We start from the raw sequence: 19,289 nt of genomic DNA on the forward strand, positions 1-19,289 counted from the left end.
GCACCGCACGCCACCGGCCCGACACCGGCGAGGCCCGGGTTCAGAGGAGTTCGACGGCCTCCGAGTAGTGGCACGCGTCGCGGTGCCCCGATCCCCGGTCCAGCAGCTCCGGCGGCTCCTCGACGCAGCGCGTCCGCTCGCCTTCGGAGAGCCGGTGCGCGAACTTCGGGCACCGGGTCCGGAACCGGCAGCCCGACGGCGGGTCGGCCGGGCTGGGCACGTCACCGGTCACGAGGATCCGCTCGCGCTCGCGCTCCCGCACCGGGTCGGGCAGGGGGATGGCCGAGACCAGCGCCTGGGTGTAGGGGTGCGTCGGCTCGCGGAACAGCCGCTCGGCCGGGCCTGTCTCCACGATGCGGCCCAGGTACATCACGGCCACCCGGTCCGCGATGTGCCGGACCACCGACAGGTCGTGCGAGACGAACAGGTAGGACAGCCCCAGTTCCTCCTGGAGGTCCTCCAGGAGGTTGATGACCCCCGCCTGGACGGACACGTCCAGGGCCGACACGGGCTCGTCCAGGACGAGCACCCTCGGCTGGAGCGCCAGGGCGCGGGCGATCCCGATCCGCTGCCTCTGGCCGCCGGAGAACTCGTGCGGGTAGCGGGAGCCGTGCGCGGGGTCGAGGCCGACCAGGTCCAGCAGGTCACCGGCCCGCTCCCGTGCCCGTCCGGCGCGCTCGCCGTGGATGCGCAGCGGTTCGCCCACGAGGTCGGCGACGGTCATGCGCGGATCGAGGGAGGCGAAGGGGTCCTGGAACACGATCTGGAGTTCGCGGCGGAGCGGGCGCATCCGTCGGGGGGACAGATCGTGCAGGGGCCGCCCCCGGTACACGATCTCCCCGGAGGTCCGTTCGATGAGCCGCAGCAGCATCCGCGCGGTGGTGGACTTACCGCACCCGGACTCGCCCACCAGCGCGAGCGTCTCCCGCTCCCGCAGCTCCAGGGAGACCCCCGAGACCGCCTGCACCTCGCCGATCCTGCGCCGGAGCAGCCCCTTGGAGCGGATCGGGAAGTTCTTCACCAGGTCGGTGACGGTCAGGACCGGTGCGCCCGAGGCCCGGGTGCGCCCCCTCCCGGCCGCCGCCGCGCCGTCGCCGAACAGGTCGGCGGGGCCGACACCGTCCAGTTCGCCGCTGTAGTGGCAGGCCGCGGTGTGGCCGGGGGCGTCCGTGGCGGACAGGGCCGGCTCCTCTTCGCGGCACCGGTCCCGGGCCATGGGGCAGCGCGGGGCGAACGCGCACCCGGCGGGCATCGCGTTCAGGGCGGGCGGGGTGCCCCGGATCGGGGTGAGGCGTGTGGCGCGATCGGAGTCCAGCCTCGGCAGGGAGCCGAGCAGCCCCAGGGTGTAGGGCATGCGGGGGCGGTGGAACACCTCCTGGACCGGCCCCGACTCCACCACGCGGCCGCCGTACATCACGGCGACCCGGTCGACGTGCCCGGCCACCACGCCCAGGTCGTGGGTGATGAGCACCAGCGCGGCCCCGGTCTCGCGGCGGGCCGCGTTCAGCGCCTCCAGGACCTGCGCCTGGACGGTGACGTCCAGGGCGGTGGTGGGCTCGTCGGCGACGATGACGTCGGGGTCGTTGGCCATCGCGATCGCGATCACCACGCGCTGGCGCATGCCGCCCGACAGTTCGTGCGGGTACTGCTTGACGCGCTGTTCGGGGTGGGGGATGCCCACCAGCCTCAGCAGTTCCAGAGCCCGCTCGTGGGCCCGTGCCCGGCCCACCCTGCGGTGCGCGAGCACGGCCTCGGCGATCTGGTACCCGACGGTGTAGACGGGGTTGAGCGAGGTCAGCGGGTCCTGGAAGATCATGGCGATCCGCTCGCCCCGCACCTTGCTGATCTCGGAGTCGGGCAGTCCCAGGACCTCCTGGCCCAGGACCCTCGCCGATCCGGACACGCGCGCGTTCTTGGGCAATAGGCCCATGACCGCCATCGAGGCCACGGACTTGCCCGACCCGGACTCGCCGACGATCCCCAGCGCCTCGCCCCTGCGCAGCGTGTAGGAGACGCCGCGGACCGCCCGGAGCGGCCCGTCCTCGGAGGTGAAGTCCACGCTGAGGTCGGTGACCTCCAGGACCGCCTCGTCGTCCGGCCGCGCGGGGTCGGCCCCCGCTGCGCCTGCACTGGTCGTCACGGTCATCGGCGCTCCATGGTCTGTCGCGGGTCCAGGGCGTCCCTGAGGCCGTCGCCGATGAAGTTGACGGTGAGGCAGATGACCACCAGGAGGACGCCCGGCGGGTAGAAAAGCCAGGGCCGGGTGGTGGCCGCCGTCCGGGCGTCGTCGATCATCCGGCCCAGGGAGATGTCGGGGAGTTGGATGCCGAAGCCGAGGAAGGACATCCCCGCCTCCAGCAGGATGGCCACCGCGATGAGGAGGGTCGCGGCGACGATGATGGGTCCGGCGGCGTTGGGCAGCAGGTGCCGGACGATGATCCACCACGGTGAGGCGCCCGCGGCCCGGGCCGCCTCCACGAACTCCTGTTCCCGCAGCGAGAGCACGACGCCGCGGACCACGCGGGCGATCTGTGCCCAGGAGAACACCGCGATGATGAGGGCCACCGCCCACCAGGTGGTGCCGCCGCGCACGGTGCCCGAGATCGCGGCGACCATGACCAGCAGCGGGACGATCATGAACACGTCCACCACGCGCATCATCAGCGCGTCGGTCCGGCCCCCGTAGTACCCGGCGGCCGCGCCCCATAGGGAGCCGACGACGGTGCTGAGGACCGACACGGTGAGGGCCACCTTCAGCGTCTGCTGGGCACCCCGCATGAGCTGGCCCAGGACGTCGTGCCCGGCCCTGGTGGTGCCCAGCGGATGGTCCGCGTCGGGCGGGACGCTCGGCGGGATCTCGCCGTGGACCCTGTGGTCCCAGGCCCAGAGGTGAGGGCCGAGGAAGGCGAAGGCGGTGATCACCGCCAGGACGGCCAGGCTGACCATGGCGGGCCGGTGGCGGAGGAACCGGCGGACGATCATCTGCATCTGGGTGCGCTCGGGGCCGCCCACCGCCTCTGCCCGGGCGCGCGGCCCCGTCTCCGGCACCGTCTTCTCACTCATAGCGGATCCTCGGGTCGAGCACGCCGTACAGCAGGTCGGCGATGAGGTTGGCGACGATGACGGTGGTGCCGCTGAGCATCAGCCAGGCCATCAGCGCGTAGGAGTCGTTGCTGTCGACCGCGGCGATGAAGAACTCGCCGAGGCCGCGCCACTGGAAGACGCGTTCGGTCAGGACGGTGCCGTCGATGATCGCGGCCATGCCCACGGCGGTCACCGTGGTCAGCGGGATCAGGGCGGTGCGCAGGGCGTGGCGGCGGATCACCACGCGTTCGGGCAGCCCCTTGGCGCGGGCCAGGCGCACGTAGTCGCTGTTGAGCACCTCCAGCATGGAGGTGCGCTGGTAGCGGCTCCACGAGGCGAAGGTGGTCAGCATGAGCACGATCGTGGGCAGGGTCATGTAGGCGAAGGCGTTGGTGATCCTGCCCCACAGGTCCTGGCCCTGGGCCTGGTAGGTGCCGTCGCCGATCGTGGCGAAGACCTGGGTGCCGACGAGTTCGTTGAAGCCCACCCCGGCGCTCTGCATGATCCCGGCGAACCAGAAGGTGGGCATGGCCAGGGCGAGGAAGCCGACGAACGTCAGCGTGTAGTCGACCTTGGAGTACTGGCGCATGGCGCTGACGACCCCGGTCAGGACGGCCAGGCCGAAGGCGAGGACCATGGCCGCGCCCACCAGGCGGAGCGTGACGCCCAGGCGTTCGGCGATGTTCGCGCCGATGTCGTAGGTGGTGCTCTGCGTGGAGGGGCCGAACTGGCCCTGGAGCAGGCCGATGTCGCCGTTGCCGCCGATGCCGGTGACCCAGAGCCAGTACCGCTCGGCCATGGAGCGGTCGAGGTAGAGCCGCTCCTCTTGGAGCTGGATGACGGAGGGGTCCGGCGGCGGCTGTTGCAGGCGCAGGTCGGCGAGCGGGTCACCGGAGACGTCGATCAGGACGAAGGTGAGGATCGACGCGAGGACGAGGACGGGCACCGCGCCCAGGAGGCGCCGCACCGTGTAAACGAGCATGGGTGTTCCTTCGGGAACGGGCCGAGGCGGACCCGGGCCGGGGTTCGGCCGCGCCTGGACGCGGCCGTCGCGGGCGCCCCGGCCCGGGCCTTCAGTGCCTCTCCCGGGTCACTCGGCGAGGGCCCACTCGCCGATGTTGTAGGTGGCACGGAAGCTGGAGAACAGGTTGTCCTCGATGCCCGCGACCCGGTCGCTGGCGAAGAAGTAGTTCGGGTCGGCCAGGATGGGCAGGACGTAGGCCTCCTGGACGACGAGTTCGACGGCCTCGTTGGAGTACTCGGCCGCCTCGTCGAGGGTGGGGGCGGAGCCGGCGGCCTCTGCGGCGGCGTCGATGTCCTCGTTGGAGAGGCTGCCGAAGTTGCTGGTGCTCTCGCTGTGCCAGAACTGCTCGGCGGCGCTCACGAAGTACGGCGAGCCGCTCCAGCCGAACTGGAAGATGTCGTAGTCGGCCTCCGAGAGGCTGCCGCCGAGGTCGTCGGTCATCTCGATGTTGGCCTCGATGCCGATCTCGGCCAGGTGGGACTGGACGAGCTGCACGGAGGTGCTGCGGACGTCGGTGTCGGTGGTGCGCAGACGGAACGGGCCGACCTGCTCGCCGTCGAGGGTGAGGGTGTCTCCGTCGAGCTCGTACCCGGCCTCCTCCAGGATGTCGAGGGCCGCCTCGGCGTCACCGGTGCCCTGCGTGGTCTCGCCGAGGTAGTCCGTGTAGTACTCGCTGTCGCTGTTGAAGATGTGGTTGTTCTTCAGCTCGTAGTCGGGGTAGCCGGTGCCGTAGAGGCGTTCGGCGATGTCGGCGCGGTCGATCGCGGTGAAGATGGCACGGCGCAGTTCGACGTCGGCGAGCCACTCGTTCTCGGTGTTGAGGTCGATGTGCTCCCAGGTGGAGCCCTCGGCGACGGTCACGGTGGCGCCCGGCAGGTCCTGGAGTCCGAGGATGACGTCCTCGGAGTACTGGGCGGGGTTGGCGCCGTCGATCTCACCGTTGGCGAAGGCGGTGACGAAGGTGCCCTCCTCGGTGTTGAAGGGGTGGATGATCCGGTCGACCTGCGGCTCGGCGCCCCACCACTGGGGGTTGGGCTCCTTGACGACCTGGTTGGACAGGTCGCCGTCGACGATCATGAAGGGGCCGCCGGACCACTCGGGGCGGGTGTCGTGCAGCCAGGTGTAGAACTCGCCGAGCTGGTCGGGGTCGTCGACGTCCCAGCCGTTCTCCTCGGCCAGATGGGAGGGGTAGAAGCCGGCGCCCGCGCTGGCGAAGTCGAACAGGGCCCGCCACTCGGCGTCGGCCAGCCCCTCCTTGAGGGTGACGGTGAGGGTCTTGCCGTCGGCCTCCATCGTGTCGATCATGTCGGCCTGCGTGGTGCCCCGGGAGTCGCAGGTGGTGCAGTAGCCCTCGTCGGGGGAGGCGGCCATCATCGCGGTGACCCGCAGGTCCTCGGCGGTCATCGGCGTGCCGTCGCTCCAGACGGCGTCCTCGTGGAGGGTGAAGCTGTACTGGAACGGGCCCTCGTCGAGGTCGCCGTTGACGAGGACGGGCTCCTCGGCGAGGACGTCCAGGTTGAACTCGTACTCGCCGTTGGGCAGGTAGGTGCCGGTGTTGGGGACCACACCGGAGAGCATCTGGACGGTGTAGACGCTGCCGCCCGCCGCGCTGGTGCTGGCCCACTGGGACGGGAGACTGTTGATCACCCAGGTGATCTGCCGGACGTCCTCGGCGGGGGCCGCCCCGCCGGAGCAAGCCGTCAAAGCCATCATCACGGAGGTGCCCGCCGCGGCGAGCGCGAGCGTCTTCCTACTTCTGTGCATCGGTTCCACCCTTGGTCACTGATACGAGCCGAACGTCTATCGTTTCAATGCTTCGCGCATACCCCGCCGAAGTTAGGCGATTAGTCAGCCAGAAGACCATTAAGCGAAATGTCTGTATAGCCCTGATACCGAATTCGTGACCGATCCGCAATCGCCGCGCACTCCCCGCTCGACCCGGCGGAACCGCCTTCGTGACGCCTGGGAAACACCGCCGTAAGGGAGTATGTTCGCGCAGTTCAGCGCGGATCTCCATACAATCTTTACGATCCCTTGATTCGGACGCAACATAATTAATTTACAGACCCCGTTCAAGGCTTTCCGACTACTGGGAGTAAACCGAGGGCATGAACGGTCAGTATTCCGCACCGCCCCGCCGGAGAAAGCGGCCGCCCCCGTGCATCCTCCGCAGCACCCGCCCCGAGCAGCCGAAACACCGACATACGACGCGACTATGGCACACATGCACATCATCGTCACAATCAGTAACAAAAAGGTATGCGACATCGGTGAGCGTACGGCATACTGGATGTCCGAAACCCCCGAGCGCAGGACCTGCGAGCCGATAGGGTTTCGACCGGTGCCCACCACCCCCATGCAGCACTTCAGCGAAAGAGGCCCCGCCGTGTCCGAAACCGTCCGCATGGTCTGCCCCGTGGGTCGCAAGCACGTGGAGCTGTGGAGCGGTTGCCTGCTGGTGGCGGCGGCCGCCGCCATCGCGATCGCCGCCGGAGGCCACTGGGCCGCCGTCGCCCCGGCCGTCGTCCTCGCCGCCGTCGGCGTCGCCCTGGCCGTCCACGGACGCCTCATCAAGGCCCCCGTGCTGGAGGTCGCCGACGGCGAGTTCCACTACACGCGCGGCCGCTACACCGTCAGCGTCCCCTTCCACTCCATCGGCTCCTACCACGTGCTCCCCGGCCGCATCCGGTCCCTGGCCCTGTACGACACCGCCGGACGGCCCAAGCGCTTCCCGTCGCTACAGAAGCGCCGCACGGCCCGCACCCACCTGCCGCTGACCGGGATCACCAGGCCCGCCAGGGTTGAGGCGTTCATGGCCGCCGCCGGCATCCCGCCCCGCGAGCGTGCGCTGCCGTCCTGACCGCGGGCCTGCGCCCCACCGGCCGCATCCGGTCTTCGGCACACCAGGGACCACGCCGACATACCGGGACCAGGGCACATCATCTACCCTCGGTGGGGTGAAGCAGTCCAGAATCACCGCCATCCTGACCGTAGCGGGGATGCTCGCGGCCATGTGGGTCTTCGAGATCCTCGACAGCGTCCTGTTCATGGAGAGCCTCGACAGGCGGTTCGGGCTGCGCGCCTGGACCCTCGACGACCTCTGGACCGTACTGACCGCACCGTTCATGCACGGCAACCTCCCCCACCTCATCGGGAACTCGCTGCCGTTCCTGGTCCTGGGCTCCCTGGTGGCCTTCAGCGGGCTCAGCCGGTTCCTGCTGACCACGCTGATCGTGACCCTGGTCAGCGGGGTGGGGATCTGGCTGTTCAGCGTCCCCGGCACACTCACCGTCGGCGCCAGCGGCCTGGTCTTCGGCTACTTCGGCTACACCGTCCTGCGCGGCATCATCGAGCGCAAGACCGTCGACATCGTGATCATGATCTGCGTGATCATCTTCTACGGCACCATGATCTGGGGGGTCCTGCCCCAGTACCCCGGCGTCTCGTGGCAGGCACACCTGTTCGGGTTCATCGGCGGACTCGCCTCCGCCTACGTCCTACCCAAACGGGAGAACCCCCGGGACGACCGGTGGAACCCCGGCGCACAGGGCGGCTACTACGCCCCCTGACCCGCACTCGGCCGGGCCGCCTTCCCGAGGGGGAGGCGGCCCGGCCTTCGCTTCAGGCTCGGAGAGGCACAGCCTAGAACTCCAGGCCCTCGGCGTCCTCGCCCAGCGTGCGCTCCAGGAACTCGGGGTTGTCCGCGAGCCAGGTGCGGGCGCCCTCCAGCGGGTCCTCCACGTCCTCGGCGGCGGTCAGGGCCTCCAGCTCGCCCAGCTCCTCGTCGTTGAGCTCGAAACCGCTCAGCCAGGAGGCGGCGTTCGGGTAGTCCTCGGCGAAACCGGTGCGGCCGATCGAGTGGATCGTCTCCGCGCCGCCCATCATGCCCTCGGGGTCCTCCAGGTCCTTCAGGTCGTACTGGGCGTAGGCCAGGTGCGGACGCCACAGGGTGACGACGATCGGCTCCTCGGCCTGGTAGGCGGAGTCCAGCTCGGCGAGCATCGCGCCGGTGGAGGACTCCAGCAGCTCGAAGTCGTCCTCCAGGCAGTAGCCCGGCATGGCGTGTTCCTTGGTGGTGCGCACCAGGCCGGAGCCGGACTCGATACCGACGATCTCGCCGCCCAGCGCGTCGGCGTTCTCGCGCAGGTCCGCGATGGTGTTGACGTCCTCCATGTAGGCGGGGACCGTCAGCGTCAGGACCGCGTTGTCGTACCAGGCGCCCAGGTTCTCCAGGTCGGAGCCGTAGTCCGCCCAGTAGTCCGAGTGGGTCTGGGGCAGCCAGGTGTCCAGGAAGAGGTCGATGTCGCCCTGGGCGGTGCCCTGGTACATGGGGGCGACGTCGAGCTCGGTGATGGTGACGTCGTAGCCCTTCTCCTCCAGGATCGCCTGCCACAGGTTGGTGGCGGCGATGCCCTCCTCCCACGGAATCAGGGCGATGTTGATCTCCTCGGCGTCCTCACCGGACTCGGGGATGTCCACCACGGGGATGTCGGCGCTCTCGACCACCGGCGCCTCGGCGCCGGGCACGCACTCGTCCGCGGCCTGGTCGCCGCCCTCCTCCCCGGTCAGGTCCTGGTCGCCGCCGCCACAGGCGGTCAGCAGGAGGCCTCCACTCAGGCCCAGGGCCGTGAGCGCTGCGAGACGCGCGTTCATAGACTCTTCCTTCCCTCGGAATCTCGGTTCTTCGGAATCTGGGTCCTCACGAGCGCGCACTCGCGGCGCGCGCCTGCGGGGTCTTGTCGGTGACGGCCGCCGTCAGCCTGTCGAGGAAGATCGCCAGGATGACCACGGCGATGCCGGCCTCGAACCCGAGAGCGCCGTCGTTGCGGGCGATGCCCTGGTAGACCTGGTTGCCCAGGCCGCCGGCACCGACCATGCCCGCGATGACGACCATCGAGAGGCTCAGCATGATGACCTGGTTGATACCGGCCATGATCGTGGGGAGGGCCAGCGGGAACTGGATCCCGGTGAGGATCTTGCGGTTGGGCGCCCCGAAGGCCTCCCCGGCCTCCACCAGCTCCTTGTCGACCTGGCGGATGCCGAGCTCGGTCAGGCGCACGCCGGGCGGCATCGCGAACACGATGGTGGCGACCACGCCCGGCACGGACCCGATCGAGAAGAAGAAGATCGCCGGGATGAGGTAGACGAAGGCCGGCATGGTCTGCATCAGGTCCAGGACCGGCTTGACCGTCTTGCTGACCGTGCCGTTGTAGGCGGCCAGGACCCCGATCGGCACCGCGACGGCCACGGCGATGACACTGGCCACGAGCACCAGGCCAAGGGTGTCCATGGCGTTGGTCCACTGCTCCACGGACGCCACGAGCGCCAGAGCCACCAGCGCGAACAGGCCCATGCGCCATCCGGCCACCAGCCAGGCGAGCAGGCTCAGCAGCAGGAGCATGAGCAGCGCCTCGGGTTCGGTCACCAGGAGGGGCAGCACGAACCAGCCGAGCAGGACGGCCGCCAGCCACCCGCCCGCGACGACACCGGTGCGGACCCGGGTCGACCGCTCCAGGGCCCCGAGCACCGTGACGGCGAGCAGGGACAGGAACGCGACGATGAAGAACCCGTCGGCGTACTCGCCGGTCACGTCGATGAGCCAGAGGATCGGCGCGGGCGGCAGGAGGTTGTTGATGATCCAGTCCCCCGCCCCGGCGAACACCTGGAGGAGGAGCAGCAGCGCGCTCGCGGCCGCGATCACCAGGACCGGCACGGTCCGGGTCCGCAGTAGCGGCAGCGCGACGGCCACCGCGGCGATGAGCGCGAGCTGACCGGCGGCGGGGTCGGTGAAGAACCCGGAGAGGAGGTCCACGGACCAGCTGATGAACGCGCCGAGGGCGTCGAAGAACCACCCGAAGGTGGACTTGAGCCATCTGTTGAGCGCCTCGAACCCGGCACCGATCGGGATGCTCGGCGGAAAGTCGACGGGTGTCACCGGTGCTCCTCCCCGTCGTCGGCACCGGAGAGCGCGGCGAGCACGGACTCGCGCGTCACCGTCCCGACCGTCCGGCCCTCGTCGACCACGCGCATGCGGTCGGCGGCGCTCACGTCGGGGTACAGGTCGGCGATCGGGGTGTCGGCGTCGACCTTGGGCAGGGAGTCGTCGGCGTCGGCGGTGGAGTCGAGCGCCGACGCGGCGGTGAGCACGCGCGTGCGGTCGACGTCCTCGGTGAAGCGCGCGACGTAGTCGTTGGCCGGCCTGCTGAGGATCTCCTGGGCGGTGCCGATCTGGGCAACGCGGCCGTCGCGAAGCACGCAGATCCGGTCGCCCAGGCGCATGGCCTCGTTGAGGTCATGCGTGATGAAGACGATGGTCTTGCCCAGCGACTTCTGGAGTTCGAGGAGCTGGGACTGCATGTCGCGGCGGATCAGCGGGTCCAGGGCGCTGAACGCCTCGTCCATGAGGATGATGTCGGTGTCCGCGGCCAGGGCGCGGGCCAGGCCCACGCGCTGCTGCATACCGCCGGAGAGCTGGTGGGGCAGCCGGTCCTCCCAGCCGCCGAGCCCCACGAGTTCGAGGGTCTCGTCGGCCTTGCGGTCGCGCTCGGCGCGCGGCACGCCGCGCAGCTCCAGCCCGTAGGCGGCGTTCTCCCGGACGGTGCGGTGCGGCAGGAGGGCGAAGTGCTGGAAGACCATGCTGATCTTCTCGCCGCGGAGCGCGAGGAGGCTCTTCTTGTCGAGGGCGGAGATGTCGACGCCGTCAACCGACACGCTGCCCGCGGTGGGCTCCAGGAGGCCGTTGAGCATGCGGATCAGGGTCGACTTGCCCGAACCGGACAGGCCCATCACCACGAAGATCTCTCCAGGCCGCACCTCGAACGAGACGTCGATGACGGCAGCGGTGACGTCGAGGTCGGTGATGGTGTCCCGGTGGCTGCCGTCGGAGAGCCGCTCGACGGCGGCCCTCGTCCGTTTCCCGAACACCTTGTACAGGTGGTCTGCGCGTACTGCTGGCACGGTCTCCTCTAGGGGGCTGTCACGCCGCGAAGCCTGCCCAGGCACAGTGTGGTGTCCCTTCGTCGTTCGCGGTTCCCTCAGGCGACGGGCCGGCGCGGAGCCCCCGTCCGCGCCCCCGGAGACGGGGTGGAGCCGTCACCTGATCACGTCAGCTCGTCACGCTACCGGCGAAGTACACCGACGGTTTAACTCGACGATAAACACCCGATAACGGGTTTAACCTGGGTAAAAACTGACCACCAGCCCACATCAGGAGATGCGGGCACGCCAAAGCGCCCGGTTGTGATCTGCGCCACCGGGAGAGAAAGTGTGACTCCGGTCACTCATTCGATGTGACCACTTCAACGAAACTGCGCCCCTCGCGCCCCTGGGTCAGGGCGGCGTCACGCACGGCACCGGAGTGCTCAGCACTCCTCCGGGGCGGGGATCGGCGTGCGGGTGAAGTTCATGTGCGCGCGCGAGGGCGTGGGGCCCCGCTGCCCCTGGTACCGGGAACCGTACCGGGCGGAGCCGTAGGGGTACTCGGCCGACGAGGAGAGCCGGAACAGGCACAACTGACCGATCTTCATACCCGGGTAGAGCTTGATCGGCAGAGTCGCCACGTTGGACAGCTCCAGGGTGACGTGCCCGGAGAACCCGGGGTCGATGAACCCGGCCGTGGAGTGGGTGAGCAGCCCCAGGCGCCCCAGGGAGCTCTTGCCCTCCAGGCGGCTCGCGAGGTCGTCCGGGAGGCTGACCACCTCGTAGGTGGAGGCCAGCACGAACTCGCCGGGGTGCAGCACGAAGGCGTCGTCACCGCGGGGCTCCACCAGCCGGGTCAGGCCCGACTGCTCCACCGAGGGGTCGATGTGGGGGTACCTGTGGTTCTCGAACACCCGGAAATAGCGGTCCAGCCGGACGTCGATGCTGGAGGGCTGGACGAGGTCCGGATCGAAGGGGTCGATACCGACCCGGCCGGCGTCGATTTCGGACCTGATATCGCGATCGGAGAGGAGCACGGTCCGAACCTACCGCCTGCTGAGACACCGCGTCCGAGGTGGTGGCCCGGTGGCACGGGCCGGGAATCCGGTTACCCGTCGGCAGCGGAGTTGGGCTAAGATGGGTCTTGTTGCCGACCGGTGAACCATCGGTGGACGACGCGGATGTAGTTCAATGGCAGAACTTCAGCTTCCCAAGCTGATAGCGCGGGTTCGATTCCCGTCATCCGCTCCGCTCGAAAGACGGCCCCTGACGTACGAGGATTCTTCGTACACCAGGGGCCGTCTTCGCGTTGGGGGTGCACCAGCGGGTGCACGGGGCCGGGATCGGGCCTGCGGGTGTGCTTCGACCAACCCCTCTTCCGTGGATCGAGGTTCTCCGTGAGGCGAACCTCGGGGCCCGATTTCGTCATAGGGCGAACCTCGGCATGGGTCGAGCCGGGGCGGCGGCCGCCGCGCCCGGTGAGCGCTCTAGGCGGCGTGTCCGAGTTGTACGATCATCGCGGCACCCCCACCCGGCACCGGGTGGGACCCATGGCGAGCGCGGAAACGGACGGGTATGGACGCTGAGGCAACCCAGGTGATGACCAGGACCGGTGAGTTCACGACCTCCACCGTTAGCTGGGAGGTCCCCGTACGCAGCAGGATCGCCGCGGCGATCGACCGCCTCTCCGGCCCGCTCGACGAACTCGTGGAGCGCGAGGCCAACGAGGGCGACACCCGCATGCTCGTCGCCGACTTCCTCAGCGTGGGCATGAACTACAGCAAGTACCAGGACCTCACCACGCAGTTCCGCACCGGCTCGGAGTCAGTGGACTACGCGATCGTGCGCGAGGGCGAGCTGTTCGCCCCCGTCGAGGTCAAGGGCATCGCCCAGGACCTGGACGTGCGCAACATCCAGACCGCCCGCAAGGTCGCCGCCGAGCACGGCGCCGAGTGGATCGTCCTCACCAACGGCCGGCACTGGAAGGCCTACCACCTGCGCCCCGACGAGGACGGCGAGGGCCACCGCGCGGTGCCGGTCGTGGAGGTGGACCTGCTGGACGCCGACGCCTACGACCGCAACCTCGACGCGCTCTTCCACCTCACCCACGAGGCGGTCGAGCACGGCCGCCTGGACGCGCTGCGCCGGTGGAACGAGGCGCTGGAGGCGGCACCGCTCGCCGAGATCGTGCGGTCGGAGGCCGTGGTGGAGGCGATCCGCGCGGGGCTGCGGGAGACCACCGGGCACCCCGGCCACACCGGCGACACCGAGCAGGTGCTACGCGCGCTGACCGGGCAGGTCATCGCGGGCGGCCTGCTCCGAGACGACGAGGCCGACGAGGAGTAGCGGGCCGCCGTCAGAGGCGCGGGCGCGTGCCCAGGTAGACGGTGTTGGTCGCCGGGCGGTCCTGGTACGGGTTGTGGAAGGAGACGACCTCGGCCCGTACCCGCTCCATGGCCGCGCCGAGCACCGCCGTGTAGTCCTCGTCCGGCGGGTCGTTGGACCACAGCGCGAACACCCCGCCCGGACGCAGGTGCTCGGCCAGGCGCCGGGTCCCCTCCGGGGTGTAGAAAGCCGCGTGCGAGGGGTCGAGCACGTGGCGCGGCGAGTGGTCGATGTCCACCACCAGGGCGTCGAACACGCGCTCGGGGGCGTCGGGCAGAAGTCCGCCGGGGGAGGCGACCGCCGCGAAGAAGTCAGCGCGCTCCAGCCTGCACCGGGGGTCGGCTGCCAGGGTGCGCCCGGCGGGGATCAGGCCGCTCTCGTGCCAGTCCACCACCTCGGCGAGGGCCTCGACCACGGTCAGGGAGCGCACGCCCGGGTCGGCCAGGAGGGTGAGCGCCGTGTAGCCGAGCCCGAGGCCGCCCACGGCCACGTCGAACCCGCCGCTCCGGCCGCCCGCACGCAGGTCGGCGAGGGCGAGCCGGGACATCTCCTCCTCGGCCTCGGTGAACAGGCTGGACATGAGGAACTCGTCGTCGAGCTTGATCTCGTGGACGTCGGCCCCGGCCACGGGGTCCCACCGGCGGCGCAGACTGATCTCGCCCATGGGTGTGGGGCGCCAGCCCAGCTCCTCGATCCGCGGTCGCACCACGGGCACTCCTGTCCACCTGGAGGGAAACACCTGTCCCGGCGACCCTACGGCAGGACGGGCACGCGCAGGACGCGGTCGTCGCCCTCCGCCGGGGTTCCGCGCCCGTCGCGCTCGCTGGTGGCGACCCACAGGTCCTCGCCGTCGGCGGTCGCCGTGACCGTGCGCAGCCGCCCGTACTCGCCCACCAGGTGGGCCCGCGGTGTGCCCGTGCCGCCGTCGCCGTCGAGGGGGACTCGCCAGAGCCGCTCCCCGCGCAGTGCCGCCACCCACAGGGCGCCGCCCGCGACCGCCGCGCCGCTGGGCGAGGCCTCCTCGGGCGTCCAGGTGAGCAGGGGGTCGGTGAAGGCGTCGCCGCCGCCGGGCCCCTCGGTCTCGGGCCAGCCGTAGTTGTTCCCGGGTTCGATGAGGTTGATCTCGTCCAGAGTGTTCTGTCCGAACTCGGTGGCGTACAGGCGGCCGTCGCCGTCCCAGGCCAGCCCCTGGACGTTGCGGTGCCCGTAGCTGTACACCTCGTCGCCGAACGGGTTGCCCTCGGCCGGCGCGCCGTCGTCGGTGATCCGCAGGATCTTGCCCGCCAGCGAACCGGTGTCCTGGGCCAGCGCCCCCTGTCCGGCGTCGCCGGTGGCCACGTACAGGAGGCCGTCGGGGCCGAACGCGATCCGGCCGCCGTTGTGGTTGCCCGCCTTCGGGATGCCGTCGAGGATCACCTCGGCCGCGCCCAGGCTCCCGGTAGCGGCGTCGTAGCCGATCCTGGCGACGCGGTTGTCGGATTCGGCCGTGTAGTAGACGTACACGAACGCGTCGGCGGGGTAGTGGGGGTCGACGGCCAGGCCCATCAGGCCGCCCTCGCCGCCGGGGACGACCCCCTCGACTGCGCCGGCCCCGGTGGTGGTGCCGTCGGAGGCCACGCGCACCACCTCGGCGGTGTCGCGCTGGGTGACGAGCGCGGAGCCGTCGGGGAGGAAGTCCACCCCCCAGGGGACGTCGAGGCCGGTGGCGACGGCCTCCGGGGTGCCAGGCCCCTCCTCGGCGGGGTCCGCGGCGTCCGTCGCCACGGGAGAGCACGAGCACAGGGAGAGGGACAGGGCCGTGAGCGCGGCGGCGCGCGCCCGTCTGCGGCCCCGGCGCGGGCGGGAGGTGTCCATGCCCTGTCCCTGCCCGCGCGCGGCCGCCGCTACGCCCGGCACACCAGGACGAGGACGAGGACGCCGCAGGACCAGTCGAGCAGCGGCAGCCGTGCCCAGCCCTCGCCGCGGCCACGGGGATTCCACAGGCTGTGGACAGGCTCTCGCGGCGGACAGCCCCGGTGGCACGACGGGGGGTCAGGCGCTCTGGCGCGGCTCCCCCGCGCACAGTTCGTCGTAGAGGCGCTCCACGTCGGTGAGCAGCGAGGTGTACAGGGGTACGCGCCGGGGCTCGCGCTCGCCCTCGATCCAGCGCCGGGCCTCGTCGAGCCGGCGGCGGCCCTCGTCGACACGGGCCGCCAGATCCGCGGAGACCGACTCGCGTTCGGGCTCCTCGGCGTCGTGGACGGCCTGGAAGGCGTCGGCCGCCGAGTCCAGGACCCCCGCGAGCTCGCCCAGGAACCCCTCCTCTGGGCGGGAGCGCGCCTGACCGTCCGCGGCGTTGCGCAGCGTACGGGTCAGGGACTGCACGTGCCGGGCGGAGCGCTCCAGGGCGTTGATCCACGACCGGTAGCGGCGCAGGTCCACGGCGTGCGCCGGTCCGGCCACGAGTCGGCGCGGGTTGAGGCGTACCCGTTCCTCCTGCCGTGCGACGGCGGTCCTGGCGTTGCGCGCGGTCTCGTCGAAACCGGTGGCCCGCCGCTCCCACCGGGCCGCGTCCACACCCTCCTCCCCCTCGCGGCACCCTCGGGCCATGTCCCGGCTGAGGTCCCGTAGCCCGTCGGAGAAGTCGAGCACGGCCATCTCCGCGTCGCGGAAGCGGATGGCGGGGGCCAGGAGGAGGTTGACGGCCAGGGCGCAGGCCGAACCCACGCACACCATGGCGAGCAGTTCTCCGAGCATCGCCGCGCTGGAGGCGGTGCCCCCGGCCAGGGCGAAGGCGGTCACCACGGGGATCTGCTGGCCCTGTTCGCCGAACCAGGGCACGTAGCCCACGGAGAGCGCCGCGAGGAGGATGAGGGGGAAGGCCCACAGCTGCGCGCCGACGGTCAGGCCGATCAGCCCCGCCAGCAGCGCGCCCAGGACGACGGCGGCCACGTAGCGGCCGGATTGCAGGACGGACCCGTAGACGCTCGGCCGGACGACCAGGAGCGCGGAGAAGGGGGCGAAGCCCAACTGGGAGGAGCTCACCAGTTGGGACCCCACGGCCCAGGCGAGCGTGGCAGCGAGGGCGCACTTGACGATGACGACGAGGACCTCGCGCTCGTAGCCGCGCCGACCCAGGGCACGGCGCAGCGCCCGGCGGACACGGTCGAGGACCGGAACGCCGTCGTCGGACATCCGGCCCCACCCCCGCCACACATCGCGTCACCCTGTGCACTCATGATGCTACGAACATGCGCGCAACCGGCCGGAACACGCCCGGAGACAGGGGCAGCGGTAGCGGTAGCGGCCGGACACTACGGTCAGGCCCGGGAGAGGGTTCTGCCCCGTCCCAGTCCGCCGGACTCAAGGAGGTTTGCCCCATAACGTCCGCAACCGGCCACGTGACCTGCGGTTCACTCTGTTTTGGGGTCGCCTTGACGGGCATGGAACCTCAGCGGGAGGTGCTCGTCGTGAGCGAAGCCGTCGTCCTGATCGCCGTGCTGGTGGCCGTCGCCGTGGCGGCCGTGGTCATCGCCCACTACTTCCGTCTGCTGCCCTCCCGGCGCAGCGGCCGCCTGCGGAAACGCTTCGGCCCGGAGTACGACACCACCGTCGCGGCGGCCCGGGGGAACCGGGCGGCGGCCGAGGAGGAGCTGGAGGCGCGCCTCCAGCGGCACCGGGACCTCCGTGTCCGCACGCTCACCGGTGCCGAGCGCGACGCCCGCACCCGGGCCTGGACCGCCCTCCAGGAGGGGTTCGTCGACGACCCTCCGACGGCCGTCCACGACGCCCGCGCGCTGGTGGAACGGATCATGGCGGACCTGGGCTACCCCTCGGCCGAGGGGTTCGAGGACCGTCTGCGGGACCTGTCGGTGGACCATCCCCACGCGGTCGCCGGTGCCCGCCGCGCGCGCCTCGCCGAGGCCCCTGAGCAGGGCGCGGACACCGAGCGCCTGCGCGAGGCCCTGGTGGCCTGCCGAACTCTGGTCGACGCGCTCCTGGAACGGCCGTCCCCGCCGCACGCGGGGTCCGCCCCGACGCCCGCCCGCAGACCGGAGAGACCGACCCCGGAGGCCACACGGTGAACGACGCCCCGAAGCAGGACGCGCGGTGGACCATGCGCGCACGCCGCACGGAGGCGCGCCCCCTCCCCGGGGAGGCCGCGACCGCACGCCCGACCGGACCAGGCCGACCAGGTCAGGAGGCTCCCATGGCCGAACGCGCGAAGCTGCCCGAGCGCAAGCCCGGGGCGAAGACCCCCGCACCGCGAGGCGGTTCCCCCTCCCCTGCCAAGCCCCGTGGCGCCGCCCCGAAGAAGTCGGCCGACCGCACCCGGACACCGTGGAAGCCTCGGCTGCGCAGCACCGCCGGAGTCCAGGACGGTCTGCGGGAGGCCAGGGGCGCGTTCGTCGACGACCCGGCGCAGGCCGTGGAGCGGGCCGACGCCCTGGCCGAGAAGGTCACCGACGCGCTGGTGAGCGCCCTCAGGGAGCGCCGCGCCGAGCTGCGCTCCGCGTGGAACGCGGAGGGTTCGGACACCGAGGCGCTGCGCCTGACCCTGCTGGAGTACCAGTCCTACGTCGAAGGGCTCATCGGCCTCACCAAGTAGGTGTGGCAGGCCCTCAGTAGGGAAGGCCGACGGACTCCACTCCCTCAGCGATGCGCCGTCTACCCGCACGCCGCTTCTCCCGACCGGCGCTGAACTCCAACACGTCGGCCGACCGCACCACACGGTGCCGGCCGCCGGGCAAGTACTCCGAAGGGATCGTGCCCTCGTCCAGGAGGCGGGCGATGAACGACCGCGACAATCCCAGCGGCTCCCCGACCTCAACCGGGGTGAGAACGTTCGGGGAATCCAGGGTCATAGCTGTTCCAATCCTGCGCGCGCCACACGCCAGACGCCCGGCGTGCGTTCGACGGCCCGTGTACAGATATCCCGAAGGTTGCCGTGGAGCAGCGCGATGAGGACGTCGCGTTTGACGTTGTTCGGCAGGAGGAACATGTGGATCCTGGCGGCGAAGACCTGTGTACCGCTCCGAACGAGGGAAAGAATGGCTCGGGCCACCGCTCTCTGAGTTTTCGAGTTGAGGTTGGCCTCGGGTTCATCCCAGAATAGATATCCGCCCTCCAGCAGAACTCCGTTGGAGACGAGCCTGATGATCATCGCCAGCTTCCGGAAACCTTCGGACACCAGATGCGCCTCGATTTTCCCCATCCCGGTCGTTCCACTTGGAAGTTGGACATAGAATCGTCCATTCTCTTCCAGAACAGCCCCCTCGATCTCCTCCAGGAGGGGTGCCAGGAGTTCGTTCGCGGCATTCCCCCGTCGACCCCGCAGAGCAGGACGTCCCAACAACGATGCGGTGTCACGCCAGGTCTCGTCGAACTCGACCTCCCGTGTCTCGAACAACGAGACCAGGCCCGGATACGGGGAGAGAAGTTCTCGCGACGGGAAGAAGACCGGTGTGTCTTCAAGGGGCTTCAGGGAAAGTGCTCGATCTGTACGCTGCTTCGGGCGTTCGAGGCGAAACCGAAGGCCAGAGATTCACTGATCCCCTGGTACTTCATCCTGATCGAGGCACGCCCCCTCCCCTGGACCCGACGTACGAGACGTCCGAGTTGATCAGGGCGGAGAACACCGGTGAGGGCACTGGCGATAACAGAGGAAAGCGCTTCCTTGGTCAGCGTCGGCCTGTCGGACAGGCTACGCGTGCTCGCGTAGAGAAGCTTGAGCAACTGGGACTTCCCCGTGGCGTTCTCTCCGGTGACGACATTCAGAGTCCGGCTGAGCCGGATGTCGACCTTGTCGAGCGGACCGAAGCCGTCAGCCTCAAGTCTGGTGATCGGATAGCGTGCCGTGAAGCACACTCTAGATCGTCGGTGAAGACCTTCCCGTGCT

19 protein-coding genes and 1 tRNA gene are annotated in these 19,289 nt (G+C 70.3%); 6 read left to right on the plus strand and 14 right to left on the minus strand.

All coding sequences use genetic code 11. The annotated features are described in order from the left end of the window. Positions 1–40 precede the first annotated feature (40 nt). The 4 genes from ACFHWE_RS03285 to ACFHWE_RS03300 all read right to left on the minus strand — a co-directional run bounded on the left by ACFHWE_RS03285 (position 41) and on the right by ACFHWE_RS03300 (position 5,872). A complete protein-coding gene (locus tag ACFHWE_RS03285; protein WP_416599062.1) occupies positions 41–2,146 on the minus strand; it encodes a dipeptide ABC transporter ATP-binding protein in 2,106 nt (701 codons plus the stop codon). Then, positions 2,143–3,063 (minus strand): ABC transporter permease, encoded by a 921-nt coding sequence (locus ACFHWE_RS03290; protein WP_416599063.1) that lies wholly within the window; start codon positions 3,061–3,063, stop codon positions 2,143–2,145. The genes ACFHWE_RS03285 and ACFHWE_RS03290 overlap by 4 nt, the downstream gene beginning before the upstream one ends. Next, positions 3,056–4,066 carry an ABC transporter permease gene (locus ACFHWE_RS03295; protein WP_416599064.1) on the minus strand — a complete coding sequence of 337 codons (1,011 nt, stop codon included), beginning with the start codon at positions 4,064–4,066 and terminating at the stop codon, positions 3,056–3,058. Before ACFHWE_RS03295 ends, ACFHWE_RS03290 begins: the two co-directional genes overlap by 8 nt. A gap of 108 nt (positions 4,067–4,174) precedes the next feature. Beyond that, the gene (locus tag ACFHWE_RS03300) at positions 4,175–5,872 is read right to left on the minus strand and encodes an ABC transporter family substrate-binding protein (RefSeq protein WP_416599066.1); all 1,698 of its coding nucleotides are present in this window, start codon (positions 5,870–5,872) and stop codon (positions 4,175–4,177) included. A 622-nt stretch (positions 5,873–6,494) separates the two neighbouring features. Here ACFHWE_RS03300 and ACFHWE_RS03305 point away from each other — a divergent pair. Both ACFHWE_RS03305 and ACFHWE_RS03310 read left to right on the plus strand, forming a co-directional pair. After that, positions 6,495–6,968 carry a hypothetical protein gene (locus ACFHWE_RS03305; RefSeq protein ID WP_416599067.1) on the plus strand — a complete coding sequence of 158 codons (474 nt, stop codon included), beginning with the start codon at positions 6,495–6,497 and terminating at the stop codon, positions 6,966–6,968. 97 nt (positions 6,969–7,065) lie between these two features. Beyond that, positions 7,066–7,677: a rhomboid family intramembrane serine protease gene (locus ACFHWE_RS03310; protein WP_416599069.1), complete on the plus strand. Its 612-nt coding sequence runs from the start codon at positions 7,066–7,068 to the stop codon at positions 7,675–7,677. Positions 7,678–7,750: 73 nt separating this feature from the next. Here the strand turns inward: ACFHWE_RS03310 and ACFHWE_RS03315 are convergent, their stop codons facing one another. From ACFHWE_RS03315 to dcd, 4 genes are all read right to left on the minus strand, one after another. Next, on the minus strand, positions 7,751–8,761 hold the full coding sequence (locus tag ACFHWE_RS03315; protein ID WP_416599071.1) for a glycine betaine ABC transporter substrate-binding protein: 1,011 nt from the start codon (positions 8,759–8,761) through the stop codon (positions 7,751–7,753). Between the two features lie 46 nt (positions 8,762–8,807). Continuing rightward, a complete protein-coding gene (locus ACFHWE_RS03320; protein ID WP_416599073.1) occupies positions 8,808–10,043 on the minus strand; it encodes an ABC transporter permease in 1,236 nt (411 codons plus the stop codon). Further along, on the minus strand, positions 10,040–11,041 hold the full coding sequence (locus ACFHWE_RS03325; protein WP_416599119.1) for a quaternary amine ABC transporter ATP-binding protein: 1,002 nt from the start codon (positions 11,039–11,041) through the stop codon (positions 10,040–10,042). The genes ACFHWE_RS03320 and ACFHWE_RS03325 overlap by 4 nt, the downstream gene beginning before the upstream one ends. Positions 11,042–11,469: 428 nt before the next feature. Continuing rightward, the gene (gene dcd, locus ACFHWE_RS03330; protein WP_416599075.1) at positions 11,470–12,063 is read right to left on the minus strand and encodes a dCTP deaminase; all 594 of its coding nucleotides are present in this window, start codon (positions 12,061–12,063) and stop codon (positions 11,470–11,472) included. Between the two features lie 140 nt (positions 12,064–12,203). On the opposite strand from dcd, the gene ACFHWE_RS03335 reads away from it, so the two are divergent. Both ACFHWE_RS03335 and ACFHWE_RS03340 read left to right on the plus strand, forming a co-directional pair. Next, positions 12,204–12,274, plus strand: a tRNA-Gly gene (locus ACFHWE_RS03335). A gap of 327 nt (positions 12,275–12,601) precedes the next feature. Next, entirely contained in the window at positions 12,602–13,372 is a 771-nt protein-coding gene (locus ACFHWE_RS03340; protein ID WP_416599077.1) for a hypothetical protein, read from the plus strand. A 10-nt stretch (positions 13,373–13,382) separates the two neighbouring features. On the opposite strand, the gene ACFHWE_RS03345 is transcribed toward ACFHWE_RS03340, so the two are convergent. The 3 genes from ACFHWE_RS03345 to ACFHWE_RS03355 all read right to left on the minus strand — a co-directional run bounded on the left by ACFHWE_RS03345 (position 13,383) and on the right by ACFHWE_RS03355 (position 16,585). Further along, positions 13,383–14,117, minus strand: a complete 735-nt coding sequence (locus ACFHWE_RS03345; protein ID WP_416599120.1) for a spermidine synthase — start codon at positions 14,115–14,117, stop codon at positions 13,383–13,385. A 47-nt stretch (positions 14,118–14,164) separates the two neighbouring features. Continuing rightward, positions 14,165–15,265 carry a PQQ-dependent sugar dehydrogenase gene (locus tag ACFHWE_RS03350; protein ID WP_416599078.1) on the minus strand — a complete coding sequence of 367 codons (1,101 nt, stop codon included), beginning with the start codon at positions 15,263–15,265 and terminating at the stop codon, positions 14,165–14,167. A 177-nt stretch (positions 15,266–15,442) separates the two neighbouring features. Beyond that, positions 15,443–16,585: an FUSC family protein gene (locus ACFHWE_RS03355; protein WP_416599080.1), complete on the minus strand. Its 1,143-nt coding sequence runs from the start codon at positions 16,583–16,585 to the stop codon at positions 15,443–15,445. 275 nt (positions 16,586–16,860) lie between these two features. Between ACFHWE_RS03355 and ACFHWE_RS03360 the strand changes: the two genes are divergently transcribed. Both ACFHWE_RS03360 and ACFHWE_RS03365 read left to right on the plus strand, forming a co-directional pair. Continuing rightward, positions 16,861–17,475, plus strand: coding sequence for a hypothetical protein (locus ACFHWE_RS03360; RefSeq protein WP_416599081.1), 615 nt, complete (start codon positions 16,861–16,863; stop codon positions 17,473–17,475). Between the two features lie 125 nt (positions 17,476–17,600). Beyond that, positions 17,601–17,999 (plus strand): hypothetical protein, encoded by a 399-nt coding sequence (locus ACFHWE_RS03365; RefSeq protein WP_416599082.1) that lies wholly within the window; start codon positions 17,601–17,603, stop codon positions 17,997–17,999. Between the two features lie 13 nt (positions 18,000–18,012). Here ACFHWE_RS03365 and ACFHWE_RS03370 read toward each other — a convergent pair whose 3' ends face one another. The 3 genes from ACFHWE_RS03370 to ACFHWE_RS03380 all read right to left on the minus strand — a co-directional run bounded on the left by ACFHWE_RS03370 (position 18,013) and on the right by ACFHWE_RS03380 (position 19,258). Continuing rightward, positions 18,013–18,255: a helix-turn-helix transcriptional regulator gene (locus tag ACFHWE_RS03370; RefSeq protein WP_416599083.1), complete on the minus strand. Its 243-nt coding sequence runs from the start codon at positions 18,253–18,255 to the stop codon at positions 18,013–18,015. Next, the gene (locus tag ACFHWE_RS03375) at positions 18,252–18,800 is read right to left on the minus strand and encodes a hypothetical protein (protein WP_416599085.1); all 549 of its coding nucleotides are present in this window, start codon (positions 18,798–18,800) and stop codon (positions 18,252–18,254) included. Before ACFHWE_RS03375 ends, ACFHWE_RS03370 begins: the two co-directional genes overlap by 4 nt. A 71-nt stretch (positions 18,801–18,871) precedes the next feature. After that, a complete protein-coding gene (locus ACFHWE_RS03380; RefSeq protein WP_416599086.1) occupies positions 18,872–19,258 on the minus strand; it encodes a hypothetical protein in 387 nt (128 codons plus the stop codon). Positions 19,259–19,289 lie beyond the last annotated feature (31 nt).

The organism is Nocardiopsis sp. LOL_012 (assembly GCF_048060475.1).
Lineage (GTDB): Bacteria > Actinomycetota > Actinomycetes > Streptosporangiales > Streptosporangiaceae > Nocardiopsis.